This window comes from Streptomyces nigrescens, assembly GCF_027626975.1.
Lineage (GTDB): Bacteria > Actinomycetota > Actinomycetes > Streptomycetales > Streptomycetaceae > Streptomyces > Streptomyces nigrescens.
The window spans coordinates 1,882,413-1,899,843 of record NZ_CP114203.1; the positions used below are offsets into that span (position 1 = coordinate 1,882,413).

The following is a 17,431-nucleotide window of genomic DNA, read 5'->3' on the forward strand; positions in this document are numbered from 1 at the left end:
TCCGCAGGAGCTTCGTTTCCTCCCCCGGCCAAAGCCGGGGGTATCCACGAAGGAGAACCGATGACCCTGGTGCACACGACGGGGAAGGAGCCGGGACTCCTCGGCCCCGCCACCGTCCCCGGCCCCTCCCCCACCCTCCGCGCCGCACCCGAGGACCCCCCGATGACCGACGCCGCCACCGTCTTCGTCGCCACCTGCGATCTGGCCGGGCAGGTGCGGGGGCGGGCCGTGCCCTCCTCGGAACAGGCCTCCGCGCTGCGCTCCGGCACCGGATGGGTCCCGGCCGATCTCGCGATCTCGGCGTTCGGCCCGATCGCGCCCGACAACGTCTTCGGTTCACGGGGCGACCTGCGGCTGATCCCCGATCCGGCCACCGGGATCGACATCCCGGCGGACGGCGACACCCCGGCCCTGCGGCTCTACCTCGCCGACCAGACCCTGCCCGACGGGGAGCCCTGGCCCTGCTGTCCGCGCACCTTCCTCCGCGACACGGTCGAGGAGCTGCGGGAGCGCACCGGAATCGAGGTGGTCGCCGCGATCGAGCACGAATTCGTGCTCGGCGGACTCCCGTCGAGCCCGCCGTTCTCGCTGCAGCGCTTCCGCCAGGCGGAGCCCTTCGGCTCGGACCTCGTACGGCTCCTGGAGCAGGCCGGGCTGCAGCCGGAGAACTGGCTCCCGGAATACGGGGACGGCCAGTTCGAGATCACCCTGCGCCCCGGTACCGCGATGTCCGCCGCCGATCGCGCCGTGCTGCTCAAGGAGCTGGTGCGCGACCTCGCCCGCCGCCGTGGCCTGCCGGTCAGTTTCGCGCCCCTCCTCGACCCCGACGGGGTGGGCAACGGGGTCCATCTCCATCTGAGCCTGAAGGACGCCGAGGGCCGTCCGCTCCTCTTCGACCCCTCGCGCCCTGGCCGCCTCTCCGCGCTCGGTGCCCGGTTCTCCGCCGGCATCCTGCGCCATACACCGGCCCTGACCGCCTGGACGGCACCGAGCCCGGTCTCCTTCCTCCGGCTCACCCCCCACCGCTGGAGCGCCGGAGGGATCTTCCTGGCCGAGCGCAACCGGGAGTCGCTGCTGCGGATCTGCCCCACGACACAGCTCGCCGGGGGCGACGCCGCCGGGCAGTTCCACCTGGAGTACCGCGCGGCGGACGCCACCGCCAATCCCTGGCTCGCCCTGGGCGTCCTCCTCCGCGCCGGGCTGGAAGGGCTGGTCCGCGACTACGACGAGCCCACGGTGTGGCCGGAGGACACCGACGCCTCGGTGCTCGACGGTGTCCCCGCCCTCCCCTCCTCCCTCGAAGAGGCCCTGCACGCCCTCGAATCGGACGATGTCGTGCGGTCGTGGTTCGACCCGCGTCTCCTCGCCACCCATCTGTCCGTCAAGCGGTCCGAGCTCGCGCAGCTGGCCGGGCTGGACGACGCCGCACGTATCCGGAAGGTCGCCGATGTCCACTGATGCCCTGGCGGCGGCGATCGCCGAACTGCCGCTCGTGGACCACCATGTCCACGGCGCGCTCCGCGATGACGTCGACCGCGCTCAACTGGAGCTGATGCTCACCGAGTCCGACCGTCCGGTCCCGCCCTGGATGACCCAGTTCGACTCGCAGATCGGCTTCGCGGTGCGGCGCTGGTGCGCCCCGGTCCTCGGCCTGGCCGCGCACGCCGCGCCGGAGGCCTATCTCGCCCGGCGCCAGGAGCTGGGCGCGGCGGAGATCACCCGCAGACTGCTCGCGGCCTCCGGTATCGACCACTACCTGCTGGAGACCGGCTACGGGGGTGCGGAGATCCTCGGCACCGACGAGATGGCCAGTGCCTCCGGTCGCCCCGTCGACGAGGTCGTACGGCTGGAGTCCGTGCTGGAGGACGTGGCCCGCAGCGGTGTGGCCGCGGCGGAGCTGCCCGAGCGGTTCCGCGAGACCCTCGCCGCACGGACCACCGACGCGGTCGGCCTCAAGAGCATCGTCGCCTACCGGTTCGGCTTCGACTTCGACCCCGGGCGGCCGGCCGACCACGAGGTGGCCGCCGCGGCCGGGCAGTGGCTGGCCGAGTGCGCGCGCACGGGGACCGTACGGGTCACCGACCCGGTACTGCTCCGTTTCGTCCTGTGGTCCGGCGTCGACCGGGGGCTGCCCATCCAACTGCACGCCGGGTACGGCGATCCGGACGTGGAACTGCACCGCTGCGACCCGCTGTTGCTCACCGAATTCATCAGGAGCGTGCAGCCGTACGGGGTCGACCTGATGCTGCTGCACTGCTACCCCTTCCATCGCAACGCCGGCTATCTGGCGCAGGTCTTCCCGCATGTCTACTTCGATGTCGGGCTCGGGGTGAACTACACCGGCGTACGCTCCGACGCCGTGGTGGCCGAGTCGCTGGAGCTGGCTCCGTTCGCCAAGATCCTCTTCTCCAGCGACGCCTGGGGCCCGCCCGAACTGCACCATCTGGGCGCGCTGTTGTGGCGGCGCGGGATGCTGCGGGCGATGGCGCCGTGGGTCGGCAGCGGCGAATGGGACCTCGATGAGGCGGTCCGGGTGGCCCGCATGATCGGACACGACAACGCCCGCCGGGTCTACGGTCTGGAGGGCGGCGCATGAGCCTCGACCACACCCTGACCACCCTCGCCGCACAGCTCGAACGGGAGCTGGACGACGCCGTCGAGCTGCGCCATCAGCTCCACGCCCGGCCCTGTCTGTCGGGCGACGAGGCCGCGGCCCGCGCGCTGGTGCTCGCCGCGCTGCCCGGCGGGCACACCGCTGCCGAGGTCGCCGGCACCGGCGCCGTGGTCCGCGTCGGCGGCAGCGGTCCGGCCGTCGCCGTCCGCGGTGAACTCGACGCGCTGGCGGTGCACGAGGAGACCGGTGTGCCCTGGGCGTCGCAGCACCCCGGCGTAATGCACGCCTGCGGTCACGATGTGCACCTGGCCGCGCTGGTCGCCCTCGCGCGGGCCGTGGACCGGGCCGGCGGCCCGGCCCCGCTGCTCGCCGTGCTGCAGCCCCGTGAGGAGACCTATCCCTCCGGCGCACAGGACGTCACCGAGGACGGGATCCTCGAACGGGAGCAGTGCCGGGCGGCCGTCGGGGCGCATGTCCAGCCGCTGCTCGCGGCGGGCACCGTCGCCTGCACCGCCGGTGGTGTCAACGCCTCGGCGGACGAGTTCACCGTGACCGTCCGGGGCCGCGGCGGCCATGCGGCCTACCCGCACCTCACCCGCGACCCCGTCGTCACCCTCGCCCATGTCGTGGTCGCCCTGCAGAGCCTGGTGAGCCGCGGGATCGACCCGATGTCGTCCGTCGTGCTGAGCGTCACCACGCTCGCCGCCGGGACCGCGGCGAATGTCGTCCCCGGCTCCGCCGAGGCCAGCGGCACCCTGCGCGCGATGCGGACGGCCGACCGCGAGGTCATCCATGAACGGCTGGTGGAGACCGCCGAGTTGGTGGCCCAGGCGTACGGCTGCACCGCGGAGGTCCGGATCACCCGGGGTGAGCCGGTGCTCGACAACGACGCGACGCTGACCGCCGCGACCCGGCCGCTGCTCGCCTCACTCGGCCTGAAGGTCGACGCCGACCTGCGGTCCGCGGGCGCGGACGACTTCTCGTACTTCTCCGAGCGGATGCCCTCACTGATGCTGTTCGTGGGGACGCACGGCGGCACCGAGCAACTGCACTCCCCGACGTTCCTGCCGCCCGACGAACGGGTGCGGGACGTCGCCCACGCCCTGCTCGCCGGCTATCTGGCCGCCGCGGAGCAGTTCATCCCACAGCACTGACACCTCCATGCCCCTGGCACCTCCCGCACCGCCCACACCTCCCGCACCGCCCACACCTCCCGCACCCCCCGCACCCGCGTACTCAGGAACGAGGACCCGCACATGACCGCCACCGACACCGCCGGCGACCTTCCGCTCGCCCCCGAGGCCCGGGAGCACCTCCACCTCGCCGAGACCGCCACGGCCCGCAACTACCACCCGCTGCCGGTGGTCCTCACCTCCGGCGAGGGCGCATGGGTGACCGACGTCGGCGGCCGCCGCTATCTGGACTGCCTGGCCGGCTATTCGGCGCTCAACTTCGGCCACGGGCACCCCCGGCTGCTGGCCGCGGCCCGGGAACAGCTCGCACGCCTCACCCTGACCAGCCGCGCCTTCCACAACGACCGGCTCGGCCCGTTCTGCCGGGACCTCGCCGAACTCGCCGGGATGGACCTGGTGTTGCCGATGAACACCGGCGCCGAGGCCGTGGAGACCGCGCTCAAGGTGGCACGGAAGTGGGGCTACGAGGTCAAGGGCGTACCCGCGGACCGCGCGAACATCATCGTCGCCGACGGGAATTTCCACGGGCGCACCACCACGATCGTGAGCTTCTCGACGGACCCCGACGCTCGGGAGGGCTTCGGCCCGTTCACGCCCGGCTTCCGCACCGTCCCCTACGGAGACGCCGGCGCACTGGCGGCCGCGGTCGACGAGCACACGGTGGCGGTGCTGCTCGAACCGATCCAGGGCGAGGCGGGCGTGGTGATCCCGCCGCAGGGGTACCTCCCGGCGGTGCGTGAGCTGTGCAGCCGGGAGAACGTCCTGTTCGTGGCCGACGAGATCCAGTCGGGTCTCGGCCGGACCGGCACCACCTTCGCCTGCGACGCCGAAGGGGTCACCCCGGACATGTACATCCTGGGCAAGGCCCTCGGCGGCGGCATCGTGCCGCTCTCCGCCGTGGTCGCCCGCCGCGAGACCCTCGGCGTCATCCGGCCCGGCAATCACGGCTCGACCTTCGGCGGCAACCCGCTGGCCGCCGCCGTCGGCCACACCGTCGTCGAGCTGCTGCGGACCGGCGAGTACCAGGCCCGGGCCGCCCGGCTCGGCGCGCAGCACCGCGAGCGTCTCGAAGCGCTCATAGGCCACGGTGTGCGCGCCGTCCGCAGCCGTGGGCTCTGGAGCGGTATCGATATCGACCCGCAGCTCATGTCGGGGCGCGAGGCCTGCGAACGGCTCCTGGCCCGGGGCATCCTCGCCAAGGACACCCATGGCTCCACGATCCGCCTGGCCCCGCCCCTGGTCATCGCGGCCGACGAACTCGACTGGATGACCGAGCAGCTCGCCGAGGTGCTCGCCGCGCCCCGCCCCTGACGCGATCCGCCGTACCGGGCCGTCGGATGGACCGGCGGCCCGGTTCAGCCCAGCGCACCGCCGACCGTCATCGCGGTCCGCATCGCGGCGTTCCGCAGGCCGGGCAGCCGCCGGGCGTGGGCCATCCGGTTCATCAGCCGCGCGGTACGCACCAGCCGCTGGGTCGCCGGGCGCCGGGCGCGGTCGTACGCACGCAGCGCGGCCGGCGCATCCGGCGCGGCCGTCAGGGCCCGCGTCAACTCCACGGCGTCGACGAGCGCTTCGCAGGCGCCGCGGCCGAGGTCCGGGGTCCGGGGTCATGGCGTGGGCCGCATCGCCGATGAGGGCCGTACGGCCCTGGACGTAGGAGGGCAGCGGCGGATCGAGGTAGTAGAGGTCCAGGCGCAGCACCCCGTCCTCCGTCAGCCGGTCCACGATGTCGCGCACTCCGGTGTGCCAGTGGCCGAACCACTCGCGCAGGGTGGCGGCCTCCCGGCCCGGGTCGCGCTGCCCCTCGGGCACGACGGCACAGGCGAACCAGTTGGTCCGGCCGCCCGAGCTGGGCGTGATGCCGAAGCGGCGGCCCTCACCCCAGGTCTCGGTGATGCTCCCGATCTCCCCGTCGACCGTGCCGCGCCAGGAGGAGGCGCCGACGTACCGGGCGCGGTGGCGCGGGCCGAACAGTGCCGTACGGGCCGCGCTGTTGAGGCCGTCGGCCGCTATCACCACGTCGTACGAGCCGTCCAGCGCGCCGAGGTCCTCGATGCGTTCGCCGAAGGTGACCTCCCCCGCCGCTTCCTGCAGGAGGGCGAGCAGATCGGGCCGGGAGATGAGACGGCCCACTTCGCCGGTGCGCCGCTTCATGGCCTCGACGTCGAGGGTGGCGATCCGGCCGCCGTCGGGCCGCAGGAAGGCACCCGAGGTCTGCGGCCGGCTCAGCGAGCGCACCTGCGCGCCGACCCCGAGGGCGTCCAGGGCGCCCAGCGCGGTGGGCCACAGCCCGAGGGCGGTACCGGCCGTGGGGAGGCTGCGGGCACGTTCGAAGACGTGGACCGACCAGCCGCTCTCACGGAGGGAGAGGGCGGTGGCGAGCCCGCCGATGCCGCCGCCGACGACGGCCGCCGTGCGCTGTTTCCGGGTCATGCCGGCACGGTACTATGTCTGTAGTAGATCGGCACTACAAACATAGTAAAAGTCATGGCGAAGGGCGCTCAGGGTGGCACGACGGCGGGAGCAGGTACTGGACGCGGGAATCCAGGTACTGGGGAGCGAGGGCGCGCGGCGGCTGACCTACCAGGCCGTCGACGCGGCAGCGGGAGTGCCGTCGGGCACCACCTCCAACTACTTCCGCAACCGGGCGGCCCTGATCGACGGCATCGTCGACCACCTCCAGGCCCTGGAGCGCCGCGACTGGGAGAACTTCGCCGCGGCCGCCGCCCCGGCCGACGCCGGTGAACTCGCCGACGCCGTCACCCGGTTCCTCCGGTACGCGACCGGTCCCGAGCGGGCCAGGACCGCCGCCCGCTTCGCGCTCTACCTGGAGGCCACCGCCCGCCCCGAGCTCCGCCCGACGCTCACCCGCGGCCGCGAGACCGTCGTCGGCTGGGGGGCGGAGTGGCTGCGGCGCTTCGGCTCACCGGACCCGCGGCGGCACTGCGAGATCCTCTTCGACTACATGGACGGCGTCGCCTTCCACCAACTCGCCTTCCCCACCGAGGACTTCGACCCGGGACCGGGCATCCGCGAGCTGCTGCGCGGACTGCTGGGCTGAATCCCCGCGGGGCCGGCGGGGCGCGCCGGGCTCCCGGACGTGTTGACCGCCCCGGACAACTCGCGGGACGGGGCGGTCGGGGGCAGCCTTGACGGGTATACGACACCTCGCCAGCCTGGTAGGAAAGCTTCCTAACGATTGCGGAACCCACGGCCCGCTCCGACTGGAGGACTCCATGCGCACCCGATCGAGAGGCCGGACCCTGCCCAGGACCACCACCCGCGTCGCCCTGGGCCTCGCCCTGCTCGTCGTGCCGGCCACCGCCGTCGCCGCCACCACGCTCCGGGACGCCCCGCACCGTCCGGCCGCGGCGCACCACGCCCCGGCGCCGGTGCGCGCCGCCACGGACCTCGACGACCCGGCGAAGAAGGAGATCGCCATGCAGCTGGTCTCCAGCGCGGAGAACTCCTCCCTGGACTGGAAGGCCCAGTACGGGTACATCGAGGACATCGGCGACGGCCGCGGCTACACCGGCGGCATCATCGGCTTCACGTCCGGGACGCACGACATGCGCGAACTCGTCGAGCTCTACACCCGCCGCAAGCCGGACAACGTGCTGGCCAAGTACCTCCCCGCCCTGCGCGAGGTGGACGGCGGCGACTCGCACGACGGGCTGGACCCCGGCTACCCCGGGGACTGGAAGAAGGCCGCCCGGGACCCCGCCTTCCAGAAGGCCCAGAACGACGAGCGGGACCGGCTCTACTTCGGCCCGGCGGTCGAGCAGGGCAAGGCCGACGGCATCGGGGCGCTGGGCCAGTTCGCGTACTACGACGCGCTCGTGGTGCACGGCGGCGGCGACGACCGGACCGGCTTCCCCGCCATCCGCGAGCGGGCCCTGGCCAAGGCCGATCCGCCGTCCCGGGGCGGCGACGAGAAGACCTACCTCAACGCCTTCCTCGACGCCCGGGTGTGGGCGATGCGGCAGGAAGAGGCGCACAGCGACACCAGCCGGGTCGACACCGCGCAGCGGGTGTTCCTGAAGAACGGCAACCTCGCGCTGCACACCCCGCTGACCTGGAAGGTCTACGGGGACAGCTACCACATCGACTGACACCCGCAGGCCGCAGAACGCACGCCCTCACACCCGACACCCGCACACCCGCACACCCGCACACCGCCCGCGTCACGCCCGACGGCCCGTGGCGAAGCGCCGCATGCCGCTCCCCTACGGGCCGTCGGTCCGCCCCGGCGTCAGTGGGCGGGCGCCGCCGCGGGTGCGCCGGCTTCGTCCGTGGTGCCGGGGGCGGGTTGCGGTGGGGTCTCCGGGTCGCCATGGGCGGCCGCGGCCGTACCGTCCGCCGTGTCCTCGTGCGCCGTGTCCTCGTCCGCGGCGTCCCCCTCTGCCGTCTTCCGTCCGAAGTGGTTGAAGGCGAGGTTGAGGACGATGGCGACCAGACAGCCGGTGCTGATGCCGGAGTCCAGGACGACCAGCAGGTCCTTGGGGAGGTGGTGGTAGAAGTCCGGCGCGGCGATCGGGATCAGCCCGATACCGACGGCCGCCGCGACGATCAGGGCGTTGTCCCCCTTCTCCATCGCGGCGGAGGCCAGCGTCTGGATACCGCTGGCGGCCACCGAGCCGAAGAGCACGATGCCGGCGCCGCCGAGGACCGGCAGCGGGACCAGCGAGATGACCGAGGCGGCCACCGGGCACAGCCCCAGCACGATCAGGATCAGACCGCCGGTCGCCACGACGAAGCGGCTGCGCACCTTGGTCATCGCGACCAGGCCGATGTTCTGGGCGAAGGCGCTGTTGGCGAAACCGTTGAACAGCGGGCTGAGAGCGGTGCCGAGGGTGTCGGCGCGCAGTCCACCCTCGATGGTGCGCTCGTCCGCCGGACGGCCGACGATCCTGCCGAGGGCGAGCATGTCGGCCGTCGACTCGGTCATACAGACCAGCATCACGATGCACATGCTGACGATCGCGGCGATGTCGAACTGCGGGGCGCCGAAGTGGAACGGCGTCGGGAAGCCGACCAGGGACGCCTCCGAGAGCGCCGAGAAGTTGGTGATGCCGACGGGTATCGCGATCAGCGTGCCGGCGATCAGACCGAGCAGGATGGCGATCTGCTGGAGGAAGCCGCGCAGCACCCGGCGCAGCACCAGCACGATCAGGAACGTCAGCGCGGCCATCCCGATGTTCGTCAGCGAACCGTAGTCCGGGGCCCGGTCGTTGCCGCCCTGGGACCAGTTGAAGGCCACCGGCAGCAGCGAGACGCCGATCAGGGTGATGACGGTGCCGGTGACCACCGGCGGGAAGAACCGTACGAGCTTGGAGAAGTAGGGCGCGACGAGAAATCCCAGCACACCGGCGACGATCACCGCGCCGAAGATGATCGGGAGGGCGTTGTCGGGACTCTGGGCCTTGCCGATGGCGACCATCGGCGTGACACCGGCGAACGAGACGCCGTTGACGAAGGGGAGCTTGGCGCCGACCTTCCAGAAGCCGAGGGTCTGGAGGAGGGTGGCGATGCCCGCGGTGAAGAGGCTGGCGCCCATCAGGAAGGCGGTCTCGGTGGCGTTCAGCCCGCAGGCCGGGCCCACGATCATCGGCGGGGCCACCACACCCGCGTACATCGCGGCCACATGCTGGAGGCCGCTGGTGAACATCTTCAAGGGCGGGAGGGTCTCGTCGACCGGATGCTTCCGGTCCCCCTCCGACTTCTGCCCGGTCATTGCGGCCACTGCGGGCCTCCTTCGTTTTCTGCGTCGCCGGGGGCCGGCGAGCGAGGCTGTCACGGAGGGCTTGCCATGTGGTGCGTACCGCGGGAAGTTCGCCTGGTGAGCGTGGTGCGGCAGGGCGCGCTTGTGGCGCGTGGACGGTGGTGGCCGGGCCTACCGGCCCCGGGGGTACGGGAGTTCCCGCACCCCCGGGGTCCGGCGCTTGTGGATCCCGCTCGGATCCACAAGCCCGGCCGGGAGCCGTCCCTCCCGGCCGAGTCTGGGGTGTGCGCCGGTCTTGGGACCGCGCCGTGGGGGTCAGCCCTCGGCGGCGATCCGGGCCAGACGCTGTGCCTCCGCCCGCGCGGTGCGGGCGATGGCGTCCTCGTCGACGTTGCTGAGGTGGTTGTCCTCGACGACCGGCCGGCCGCCGACGAGGGAGAGGGTGACCGGCGCGGCGGCGCCGAAGACCAGCGCGGTGACCGGGTCGGCGATGGAGGAGTGGCCGAGGCCGTCCAGCTTCCACAGCACCAGGTCGGCGAGCTTGCCGGCCTCCAGCGAACCGATCTCGGCGGTCCGGCCGAGGACCTGCGCGCCGCCGTAGGTGCCCAGCCGCAGCGCCTTGCGGGCGTTGAGGGCGGCCTCCTTGTGGGCGCCGAGGCGGTTGATGAGCAGTGCGTTGCGCAGCTCGGTGTGGAGTTCGCCGGACTCGTTGGAGGCGGTGCCGTCGACGCCGAGGCCGACCGGGACGCCGGCCGCCAGCATGTCGGGGACCCTGGCGATCCCGGCCGCGAGGCGGGCGTTGGAGGACGGGCAGTGCGCGACGCCGGTGCCGGTGCGGGCGAAGGCGGCGATGTCGGAGTCGTTCATGTGGACGCAGTGCGCCATCCACACGTCGTCGCCGAGCCAGCCGGTCGACTCGAAGTAGTCGGTCGGGCCCATGCCGAACAGCTCGTGGCAGAACTTCTCCTCCTCCACGGTCTCCGAGCCGTGGGTGTGCATCCGTACGCCCTTGCGGCGGGCCAACGCGGCGCCCTCCCGCATGAGTTCGGTGGAGACGGAGAACGGCGAGCAGGGCGCGGCGGCGATGTGCACCATCGAGCCGAAGGAGGCGTCGTGGTGTGTGTCGATGGCCTCCTCGGTCGCCAGCAGCGCGCCCTCGGTGGTCTCGACGGCGAAGTCCGGGGGCAGCCCGCCGTCCTTCTCGCTGCGGTCCATGGAGCCGCGGGCCAGGGTGATCCGGGCACCGATCTCCGCGGCCGCCGCGAGCTCCGCGCCGACGAGGTCGCCGGAGCCCCGGGGGAAGACGTAGTGGTGGTCGGAGGCCGTGGTGACACCGCCCTTGACCATCATGCCGAGTGAGCCCTGGGTGGCCGCGGCGAGCATCGGGGCGTCGATGCGGGCCCAGGTCGGGTAGAGCGCGACCAGCCAGTTGAACAGGTTGTGGTCGGTGGCCAGGCCCCGGGTGATCCACTGGTAGAAGTGGTGGTGCGTGTTGATCAGGCCGGGCGTGACCAGGTGTCCGGTGCCGTCGATCCGGCGGACCACGTTCTCCAGGCCCTCGGGGGCCGGACCGGCGCCCACCGACTCGATGACGCGGTCGGCGACGACCACATGGCCGGTGGCGTACTCGGTGTCGTGGGCGTCGACGGTCGCGATGGCGCAGTTCTCGATGACGAGGCGCTGCTTCACCGCGCTGTCAGGGGATGCCGGTGCAGCCATGGTGCGGTTCCTTCTTTCGGTACTGGCGGTGGGCACGGCATGGCCCTAGGGGATTTGAGTGCCGGAGCCGGACGAGGCGGCTGACAGTACCGCTGCCCGTGGGGTGCTCCGGGTGCCGAGATGGTGGAAGAACAGGTTGAGCGCGACCGCGGTCAGGGCTCCGGCGCTGATCCCGGAGCCGAGCACGGTCTGTGCCCAGGCGGGGAAGTCGGCGTAGAAGGTGGGTGCCGCGAGCGGGATGATGCCCGCACCGAGCGACACGGCCACCAGGATGATGTTGGAGCTGTCGTCGAGACCGGCGGCGGAGAGCGTACGGATACCGCTGACCGCGATCGATCCGAACAGCACGATGCCCGCGCCGCCGAGCACCGGCATCGGCACCAGCGAGACCACCGCGCCCAGGACCGGGAACGCGCCCAGGACCAGCAGGGTGGCGCCGGCCAGCGCGACGACATACCGGCTGCGGACCCGGGTCAGCGAGACCACCCCGACGTTCTGCGCGAAGGCGCTGGTCGGGAAGCCGCCGAAGACGGGGCCGAGCAGAGTGGCCAGGCCGTCGGTGCGCAGTCCGCGGGTGAGGGTGGCGCCGGTGGCCGGGCGGTCGCAGATCTCACCGAGGGCCAGCATGCCGGCCGACGACTCCGTCATCAGCACCAGCATCACGATGCACAGCGAGAGGATCGCGGCGGGCTGGAACTCGGGGGCGCCGAAGGAGAACGGGGTGGGCAGCGCGACGACCGGGGCCGAGCGCAGCCCGTCGAAGCTCGCCATCCCGAAGGGGACCGCGGCGAGGGTGCCGGCGACCAGGCCGATCAGCAGCGCGATCTGCTTGACGAAGCCCCGGGTGAAGCGCTGGACGAGCAGGATCACCACCAGGGTGAAGGCGGCGAGCGCCAGGTACTTCATGGCGCCGAAGTCGGCGGCCTGTGCGTCGCCGCCCTGCGCCCAGCCGACCGGTACGGGCATCAGCGTGACCCCGATGAGGGTGATGACGACACCGGTGACCAGCGGCGGGAAGAAGCGGAGCAGCTTGCCGAAGAAGGGGCCGACCGCGAGGCAGAAGGCTCCGGCGACCATCACCGCCCCGTAGATCGCGGGGAGTTGATGGCCGCGGGCGGTGGTCTCGGCGATGGCCAGCATCGGGGTGATGCCGGCGGAGCTGGCCGCGTTGACGAACGGCAGGCGGTTGCCGGCGAACCGGCGGAGGCCGAGGGTCTGCAGCAGCGTGGCGAGCCCGGCGATGAGCAGGCTCGCGGCGATCAGCCGGGTCCGGCCCGCGGTGTCCAGGCCGACGGCCTGGCCGATGATGAGCGGAGGGGTGACGACACCGGCGTACATGGCCGCGATGTGCTGGAGCGCGGCCGGGACGAGCCGCCTGGCCGCCGGCTTCTCGTCCACCGGATGGACCGGGGACGCGGGGTGGTGCGGGTCGTGCGGGTGCTGTGCCATGGGTCGTTCCCCTCAGGATGTGCGCTCCCCTCCCCGCTGCGGGGTGGGGAGGGGAACGCACGGCACGGCGTTGCGTCGGAGCCGCTCAGAGGTTCGTCAGATCCACCGGGATCTTGGGCTCGACACCGTCGCGCAGAACAGTGGCTTCGATCAGGCCGTACGGGCGGTCCGCCGCGTAGTAGACCTCGTTGTCGTTCTTGAGCCCGAACGGCTCCAGATCCACCAGGAAGTGATGCTTGTTCGGGAGCGAGAAGCGGATCTCGTCGATCTCGGACCGGTTGTTGATGACGCGCGCCCCCATTTGGTACAGGGTCTGCTGGAGCGACAGGCTGTAGGTCTCCGCGAAGGCCTGCAGCATGTGCTTCTTGACCTGCTCGTACGAACGCTCCCAGTTCGGCATCCGCTGCTCGTCGTCGGTCCAGTTGAACCGCCAGCGGCCGGACACCTCGGTGGCGAGGATGCGGTCGTAGGCCTCCTTGAGGGTCGTGTACTTGTCCTTGATGTAGCCCCAGAACTCCGAGTTGGTGGAGTTCATCACCACGAGGTCCTTGAGGCCGGAGATGACCTGCCACCGCTCACCGTCATAGGTGATCTCGGTCAGGCGGGTCTCCTGGCCCTTGCGGACGAAGGAGTGCTGGACCTCGTCGGCGCCGATGAAGCGGGAGTTGGCGTCGGAGGTGGCGATCCGCTCCCAGGAGTACTCCTCGATGCGGATACGGGCCCGGTGGATCGGCTCCTGGCTGCTGACGAAGTGCCGGGCCAGGTGGATGCCGAACTGCTCGGCCGATTCGATCCCGTATTCCTTGGCGAAGGCGTACACGGTGTTCTTGGTCGTGTCCGTCGGCAGGCAGTGGGCGTTGGAACCGGAGAGGTGGACCTCTTCCAGGTCGCCGGAGAGCGACACCGAGACGTTCAGGTCCTTGATGTGGTGGGTGTCGCCGTCACGGGTGATCTTGACGACGCGGTTCTCCGCTTTGCCGTACTGGTTCTGGCCGAGCATCACCGGGCGGGCCGGGCGGGAATGGGCTGTCATGTCGGTGCTAGCTCCCTCGGTATACGGAGTAGCCGAACGGGTTGAGCAGCAGCGGTACGTGATAGTGCTCGCCCGGCTGGACGGCAAAGGTGATTGCCACCTCCGGGAAGAAAGCTCCGCTGTCCCTTACGCGGGGGGCGTCCTGCTGTTCCTCGGCTTGCTGGTGTGAAGCGCGGTGCTTGTTTGAAACGAAGTACTCCTCGACGGCGAAGTCGAGGCGCACATGGGTGGTGCCGTCCGGCAGGGCCGGCAGGTCCTTGCAGCGTCCGTCCGCGTCGGTCGTGGACGCGCCGTGGGCGGTCCAGGCGCCGTCGCTGCCGGAGCGCACCGAGAGCGTGAGGGCGACGCCCTCCGCGGGGCGGCCCACGCTGGTGTCCAGGATGTGGGTGGACACCGACGTCGGTGCGGCCGTCTCGCTGCTCATGCTGCGTCTCCTTCTGCGTGCTCCGCGATACGGGTCAGACGAATGCGGTTGATCTTGCCGAGTTCCGCACGAACGATCTCTCGTTCCTGTTCCGGCGTGTTGTCGATCCTGTTACGGACCGCGTCACGCATCTGTTCTCCGGTGCGGCCGGAGGCACAGATCAGGAAGACATGCCCGAACTTCTCCTGGTAGGCCAGGTTGAGTTCGAGCATCTCCGCCTTGAGCGCGTCGGAGGCGCCCGCCATGCCGCTCTGCTCGCGTCGCGAGGTCGGATCACCCGGCTTCGGCCGGCCTATGGGCGGGTGCCCGGCCATCGCCTCGGCCAGATCCGCCGCGGTCAGCTCGGCCATCGCGGCGTCGCTCGCGGCGAACAGGGCGTCGGTGGTGGCGTAGGGGCGCCGGGCGAGCATCCGCTCGCCCCATGCCCGGCTGGCGCACACCTCGTGCAGTGCGGCGCGCGCCGTACCGTCGTCGGCGGTGTTGAACCGGGTGAGCCCCGCGGGGGGCACGGGGGTGTCCCCCGTCGAGCGCGGTGAACTCGAAGACACGGGAAGCCTCCGTGGCCTGGTGGTGCTGGACAGCTCTGCTTGGCTGGAAACAGCTAAGACCCCTGGCAACATCACGTCAACACTTTGTTGAAAACTCGGCGACACAAAAGCCGCCGTCCGGTGCTGCGGGACGGCGGCTCCGGCGGCCGCGACGGGGCCGTGACCGACTGCCCTCAGTCGGCGTCCTTCGCGGCGTTCTCCCTGTTCAGGTAGTTGTACACGGTAAAGCGGCTCACCCCGAGAGCACTGGCGACCGTCTCCACTCCGTGCCGGACCGAGAAGGCGCCGCGGGACTCCAGGATCCGCACGACCGACTGCTTGGTCTTACGGTCCAGCTCCGCCAGCGGCACCCCGTGCCGGCGCTGGAGCTCGGCGAGGAGGTGATCGAGCGAGTCCGACAGATGCGGGAGCCGTACGGCCACCCGGTCCTGCCCCTCCCAGGCCAGGACGACATCGTCGCCCTCGGCCAGGTCCGGCGCGACCATCTGTCCGCCCATCGCGTCGACCAGCGGCTTGACCGCCTGGACGAAGGGGTGGTCGGCGGGATCCGTCATGTCGCGTCCCCCTCGCCCGGCCCGGCCTCACCGATGACATTGACCTGCAGGGAGACCCTGGTGGCACCCGCCTGCAGGGATTCGCGCAGCAGGGCGTTCACCGCATCGAGCACCCGGTCGGCGTCGCCCTCGGCCGTATTGCCGAACGGGCCGACGTCCACGGCGTCCAGCTCGGCGCCCGTGACGACGTCCCGCGCCACCACCGCATGCGCCGGCGCCTCGTCCAGATCGAACGGTTCCGTCGTGAATTCCACTCTCAATCGCACGCCGCTCAACCTACGCGCGGTTCGGCCCGGCCACCAGAAATTGCCCCGGGGCCCCCTTGACAGCCTCCGAGCCCGCCAGGCAGTGTTCCATTAAGCAGAAAAACAGTTCCACTATCCGGAAGGAGCGCCGCCGTTATGGGTTTCCCGGACACGCGCTTCAACGTCAATCTGTCGATCCTGTTCACCGAGCTTCCGTTGCTGGAGCGGCCGGCGGCCGCGCGGGCGGCGGGTTTCACAGCGGTGGAGCTGTGGTGGCCGTGGGTGGATGCCCCGGTGCCGGAGCAGGCGGAGCTGGACGCACTGCGCGCGGCGCTCAACGACGCGGGGACGCGGCTGGTGGGGCTGAACTTCTATGCCGGGCAGCTGCCGGGCCCGGACCGTGGCGCGCTGTCGGTTCCGGGTGAGGAGTCGGCGAGGTTCCGGGCGAACGTGCCGGTGGCGGTGGAGTTCGCCCGCTCGCTGGGGTGCACGAGCTTCAACGCCCTGTACGGCAACCGTGTCGAGGGCGTCGATCCGGCCGAACAGGACCGGCTGGCCCTGGAGAACCTCGCGTTCGCCGCGCGGGCGGTGGCGGAGGTGGACGGCACCCTGCTGATCGAGGCGCTCAACGCGCCCGAGTCGCCGCGCTGCCCGATCGTCTCGGCGCCGAAGGCGATCGAGGTCGTGGAGGCGGTGAACGCGGCGACGGGCCTGGACAACGCCCGTTTCCTGATGGACCTCTACCACCTGTCGATGAACGGCGAGGACCTGGACGAGGTCATCGACCGCTACACCGACCGGACCGCGCATGTGCAGATCGCCGACAACCCCGGCCGCGGCGCCCCCGGCACCGGCGACCTCGACTTCACCGCGCTGCTCGACCGCCTCGCCAAGGCCGGTTACGACGGCTGGACCGGCCTGGAGTACAAGCCCGGCGACGGCCCCAGCGCCGAGGCCTTCGGCTGGCTCCCGGCCGACCGGCGCGCAGCCCGCTCCTGACCCGTCGCAAGCCCTTCGAAAGAGACACTCATGAGCAATCTTCCCAAGATCGCGTGGATCGGTCTGGGCATCATGGGCTCGCCCATGGCCGAGAACCTGATCAAGGCCGGCTACTCGGTGACCGGCTACACCCTGGAGGCCGACAAGCTGGAGCGGCTCACCAAGAACGGCGGCCACGCGGCCGGCTCGATCGCCGAGGCCGTCACCGGCGCCGACGTCATCATCACCATGGTCCCGGCCTCCCCGCAGGTCGAGGCCATCGCCTACGGCCCCGACGGCATCCTGGCCCACGCCCGCCGCGGCGCCCTGCTGATCGACATGTCCTCGATCACCCCGCAGACCTCCATCGACCTCGCCCACGCCGCCGCCGACAAGGGCATCCGCGTCCTGGACGCCCCCGTCTCCGGCGGCGAAGCCGGCGCCATCGAAGCGGTCCTGTCCATCATGGCCGGCGGCGAACAGGCCGACTTCGACGCCGCCCGCCCCCTCCTGGAAACCCTCGGCAAAACCATCGTGCGCTGCGGCCCCCACGGCTCCGGCCAGACCGTCAAGGCCGCCAACCAGCTCATCGTCGCCGTCAACATCCAGGCCTGCGCCGAAGCCGTCGTCTTCCTGGAGAAGTCCGGCGTCGACCTGCCCGCCGCCCTCGACGTCCTGGGCGGCGGACTGGCCGGCTCCACCGTCCTGGCCCGCAAGAAGGACAACTTCACCACCCGCGACTTCACACCCGGCTTCCGCATCGACCTGCACCACAAGGACATGGGCATCGTCACCGACGCCGCCCGCGCCGTCGGCGCCGCCCTGCCCGTCGGCACCGTCGTCGCCCAACTCGTCGCCGCCCTCCGCGCCCAGGGCGACGGCGGCCTCGACCACTCCGCCCTCCTCCGCGGCGTCGAACGCCTCTCCGGGCACACCACCGAAAGCTGAGTCC

The 17,431-nt window shown here is 71.5% G+C and carries 17 protein-coding genes and 1 pseudogene; 8 read left to right on the forward strand and 10 right to left on the reverse strand.

Annotated elements, in window-relative coordinates; genetic code table 11:
* The first annotated feature begins 60 nt into the window (after nucleotides 1–60).
* The 4 genes from STRNI_RS08520 (at nucleotide 61) to rocD (ending at nucleotide 5,118) form a co-directional block, all read left to right on the forward strand.
* Nucleotides 61–1,458: a glutamine synthetase family protein gene (locus tag STRNI_RS08520; protein ID WP_159485396.1), complete on the forward strand. Its 1,398-nt coding sequence runs from the start codon at nucleotides 61–63 to the stop codon at nucleotides 1,456–1,458.
* On the forward strand, nucleotides 1,448–2,596 hold the full coding sequence (locus tag STRNI_RS08525; protein ID WP_093645912.1) for an amidohydrolase family protein: 1,149 nt from the start codon (nucleotides 1,448–1,450) through the stop codon (nucleotides 2,594–2,596). The genes STRNI_RS08520 and STRNI_RS08525 overlap by 11 nt, the downstream gene beginning before the upstream one ends.
* A complete protein-coding gene (locus STRNI_RS08530; protein WP_266444280.1) occupies nucleotides 2,593–3,768 on the forward strand; it encodes a M20 metallopeptidase family protein in 1,176 nt (391 codons plus the stop codon). Before STRNI_RS08525 ends, STRNI_RS08530 begins: the two co-directional genes overlap by 4 nt.
* A gap of 102 nt (nucleotides 3,769–3,870) precedes the next feature.
* Nucleotides 3,871–5,118: an ornithine--oxo-acid transaminase gene (gene rocD / locus STRNI_RS08535; RefSeq protein WP_277410862.1), complete on the forward strand. Its 1,248-nt coding sequence runs from the start codon at nucleotides 3,871–3,873 to the stop codon at nucleotides 5,116–5,118.
* A 44-nt stretch (nucleotides 5,119–5,162) separates the two neighbouring features.
* On the opposite strand, the gene STRNI_RS08540 is transcribed toward rocD, so the two are convergent.
* Both STRNI_RS08540 and STRNI_RS41565 read right to left on the reverse strand, forming a co-directional pair.
* Nucleotides 5,163–5,363, reverse strand: a complete 201-nt coding sequence (locus STRNI_RS08540; RefSeq protein ID WP_277410863.1) for a hypothetical protein — start codon at nucleotides 5,361–5,363, stop codon at nucleotides 5,163–5,165.
* 103 nt (nucleotides 5,364–5,466) lie between these two features.
* Nucleotides 5,467–6,240: pseudogene (locus tag STRNI_RS41565) on the reverse strand (FAD-dependent monooxygenase); the annotation flags it as partial.
* Between the two features lie 73 nt (nucleotides 6,241–6,313).
* On the opposite strand from STRNI_RS41565, the gene STRNI_RS08550 reads away from it, so the two are divergent.
* Both STRNI_RS08550 and STRNI_RS08555 read left to right on the forward strand, forming a co-directional pair.
* On the forward strand, nucleotides 6,314–6,868 hold the full coding sequence (locus STRNI_RS08550; RefSeq protein ID WP_018092792.1) for a TetR/AcrR family transcriptional regulator: 555 nt from the start codon (nucleotides 6,314–6,316) through the stop codon (nucleotides 6,866–6,868).
* Nucleotides 6,869–7,043: 175 nt separating this feature from the next.
* Nucleotides 7,044–7,919, forward strand: a complete 876-nt coding sequence (locus tag STRNI_RS08555) for a chitosanase (protein ID WP_277410864.1) — start codon at nucleotides 7,044–7,046, stop codon at nucleotides 7,917–7,919.
* Nucleotides 7,920–8,059: 140 nt separating this feature from the next.
* Here the strand turns inward: STRNI_RS08555 and STRNI_RS08560 are convergent, their stop codons facing one another.
* The 8 genes from STRNI_RS08560 to STRNI_RS08595 all read right to left on the reverse strand — a co-directional run bounded on the left by STRNI_RS08560 (nucleotide 8,060) and on the right by STRNI_RS08595 (nucleotide 15,522).
* Nucleotides 8,060–9,541, reverse strand: coding sequence for a nucleobase:cation symporter-2 family protein (locus tag STRNI_RS08560; RefSeq protein WP_159488936.1), 1,482 nt, complete (start codon nucleotides 9,539–9,541; stop codon nucleotides 8,060–8,062).
* 303 nt (nucleotides 9,542–9,844) lie between these two features.
* Nucleotides 9,845–11,248, reverse strand: a complete 1,404-nt coding sequence (locus STRNI_RS08565; RefSeq protein ID WP_274738770.1) for an 8-oxoguanine deaminase — start codon at nucleotides 11,246–11,248, stop codon at nucleotides 9,845–9,847.
* 45 nt (nucleotides 11,249–11,293) lie between these two features.
* Nucleotides 11,294–12,697 (reverse strand): nucleobase:cation symporter-2 family protein, encoded by a 1,404-nt coding sequence (locus tag STRNI_RS08570; RefSeq protein WP_274738769.1) that lies wholly within the window; start codon nucleotides 12,695–12,697, stop codon nucleotides 11,294–11,296.
* Nucleotides 12,698–12,782: 85 nt separating this feature from the next.
* Complete coding sequence (gene pucL / locus STRNI_RS08575) at nucleotides 12,783–13,730, reverse strand: factor-independent urate hydroxylase (protein ID WP_018092787.1); 948 nt, start codon at nucleotides 13,728–13,730, stop codon at nucleotides 12,783–12,785.
* A 7-nt stretch (nucleotides 13,731–13,737) separates the two neighbouring features.
* Nucleotides 13,738–14,154, reverse strand: a complete 417-nt coding sequence (gene uraH, locus STRNI_RS08580; RefSeq protein ID WP_159485406.1) for a hydroxyisourate hydrolase — start codon at nucleotides 14,152–14,154, stop codon at nucleotides 13,738–13,740.
* Complete coding sequence (gene uraD / locus STRNI_RS08585; RefSeq protein ID WP_018092785.1) at nucleotides 14,151–14,663, reverse strand: 2-oxo-4-hydroxy-4-carboxy-5-ureidoimidazoline decarboxylase; 513 nt, start codon at nucleotides 14,661–14,663, stop codon at nucleotides 14,151–14,153. Before uraD ends, uraH begins: the two co-directional genes overlap by 4 nt.
* 212 nt (nucleotides 14,664–14,875) lie before the next feature.
* Nucleotides 14,876–15,256 (reverse strand): helix-turn-helix domain-containing protein, encoded by a 381-nt coding sequence (locus STRNI_RS08590; protein WP_018092784.1) that lies wholly within the window; start codon nucleotides 15,254–15,256, stop codon nucleotides 14,876–14,878.
* The gene (locus tag STRNI_RS08595; protein ID WP_161299385.1) at nucleotides 15,253–15,522 is read right to left on the reverse strand and encodes a YkoF family thiamine-binding protein; all 270 of its coding nucleotides are present in this window, start codon (nucleotides 15,520–15,522) and stop codon (nucleotides 15,253–15,255) included. The genes STRNI_RS08590 and STRNI_RS08595 overlap by 4 nt, the downstream gene beginning before the upstream one ends.
* 135 nt (nucleotides 15,523–15,657) lie before the next feature.
* On the opposite strand from STRNI_RS08595, the gene STRNI_RS08600 reads away from it, so the two are divergent.
* On the forward strand, nucleotides 15,658–16,500 hold the full coding sequence (locus tag STRNI_RS08600) for a TIM barrel protein (RefSeq protein ID WP_277410865.1): 843 nt from the start codon (nucleotides 15,658–15,660) through the stop codon (nucleotides 16,498–16,500).
* A gap of 30 nt (nucleotides 16,501–16,530) precedes the next feature.
* Nucleotides 16,531–17,427: a 2-hydroxy-3-oxopropionate reductase gene (locus tag STRNI_RS08605; RefSeq protein ID WP_277410866.1), complete on the forward strand. Its 897-nt coding sequence runs from the start codon at nucleotides 16,531–16,533 to the stop codon at nucleotides 17,425–17,427.
* The last annotated feature ends 4 nt before the right edge of the window (nucleotides 17,428–17,431 follow it).

What these genes read in the sequence shown, in the direction of transcription:
- STRNI_RS08560 (WP_159488936.1), bottom strand. Translation starts at nt 9,541, where the DNA reads ATGACCGGGCAGAAGTCGGAGGGGGACCGGAAGCATCCGGTCGACGAG.
- STRNI_RS08570 (WP_274738769.1), bottom strand. Translation starts at nt 12,697, where the DNA reads ATGGCACAGCACCCGCACGACCCGCACCACCCCGCGTCCCCGGTCCAT.
- STRNI_RS08605 (WP_277410866.1), top strand. Translation starts at nt 16,531, where the DNA reads ATGAGCAATCTTCCCAAGATCGCGTGGATCGGTCTGGGCATCATGGGC.
- STRNI_RS08600 (WP_277410865.1), top strand. Translation starts at nt 15,658, where the DNA reads ATGGGTTTCCCGGACACGCGCTTCAACGTCAATCTGTCGATCCTGTTC.
- STRNI_RS08555 (WP_277410864.1), top strand. Translation starts at nt 7,044, where the DNA reads ATGCGCACCCGATCGAGAGGCCGGACCCTGCCCAGGACCACCACCCGC.
- STRNI_RS08590 (WP_018092784.1), bottom strand. Translation starts at nt 15,256, where the DNA reads ATGACGGATCCCGCCGACCACCCCTTCGTCCAGGCGGTCAAGCCGCTG.
- pucL (WP_018092787.1), bottom strand. Translation starts at nt 13,730, where the DNA reads ATGACAGCCCATTCCCGCCCGGCCCGCCCGGTGATGCTCGGCCAGAAC.
- STRNI_RS08525 (WP_093645912.1), top strand. Translation starts at nt 1,448, where the DNA reads ATGTCCACTGATGCCCTGGCGGCGGCGATCGCCGAACTGCCGCTCGTG.
- STRNI_RS08565 (WP_274738770.1), bottom strand. Translation starts at nt 11,248, where the DNA reads ATGGCTGCACCGGCATCCCCTGACAGCGCGGTGAAGCAGCGCCTCGTC.
- STRNI_RS08530 (WP_266444280.1), top strand. Translation starts at nt 2,593, where the DNA reads ATGAGCCTCGACCACACCCTGACCACCCTCGCCGCACAGCTCGAACGG.
- STRNI_RS08520 (WP_159485396.1), top strand. Translation starts at nt 61, where the DNA reads ATGACCCTGGTGCACACGACGGGGAAGGAGCCGGGACTCCTCGGCCCC.
- rocD (WP_277410862.1), top strand. Translation starts at nt 3,871, where the DNA reads ATGACCGCCACCGACACCGCCGGCGACCTTCCGCTCGCCCCCGAGGCC.
- uraH (WP_159485406.1), bottom strand. Translation starts at nt 14,154, where the DNA reads ATGAGCAGCGAGACGGCCGCACCGACGTCGGTGTCCACCCACATCCTG.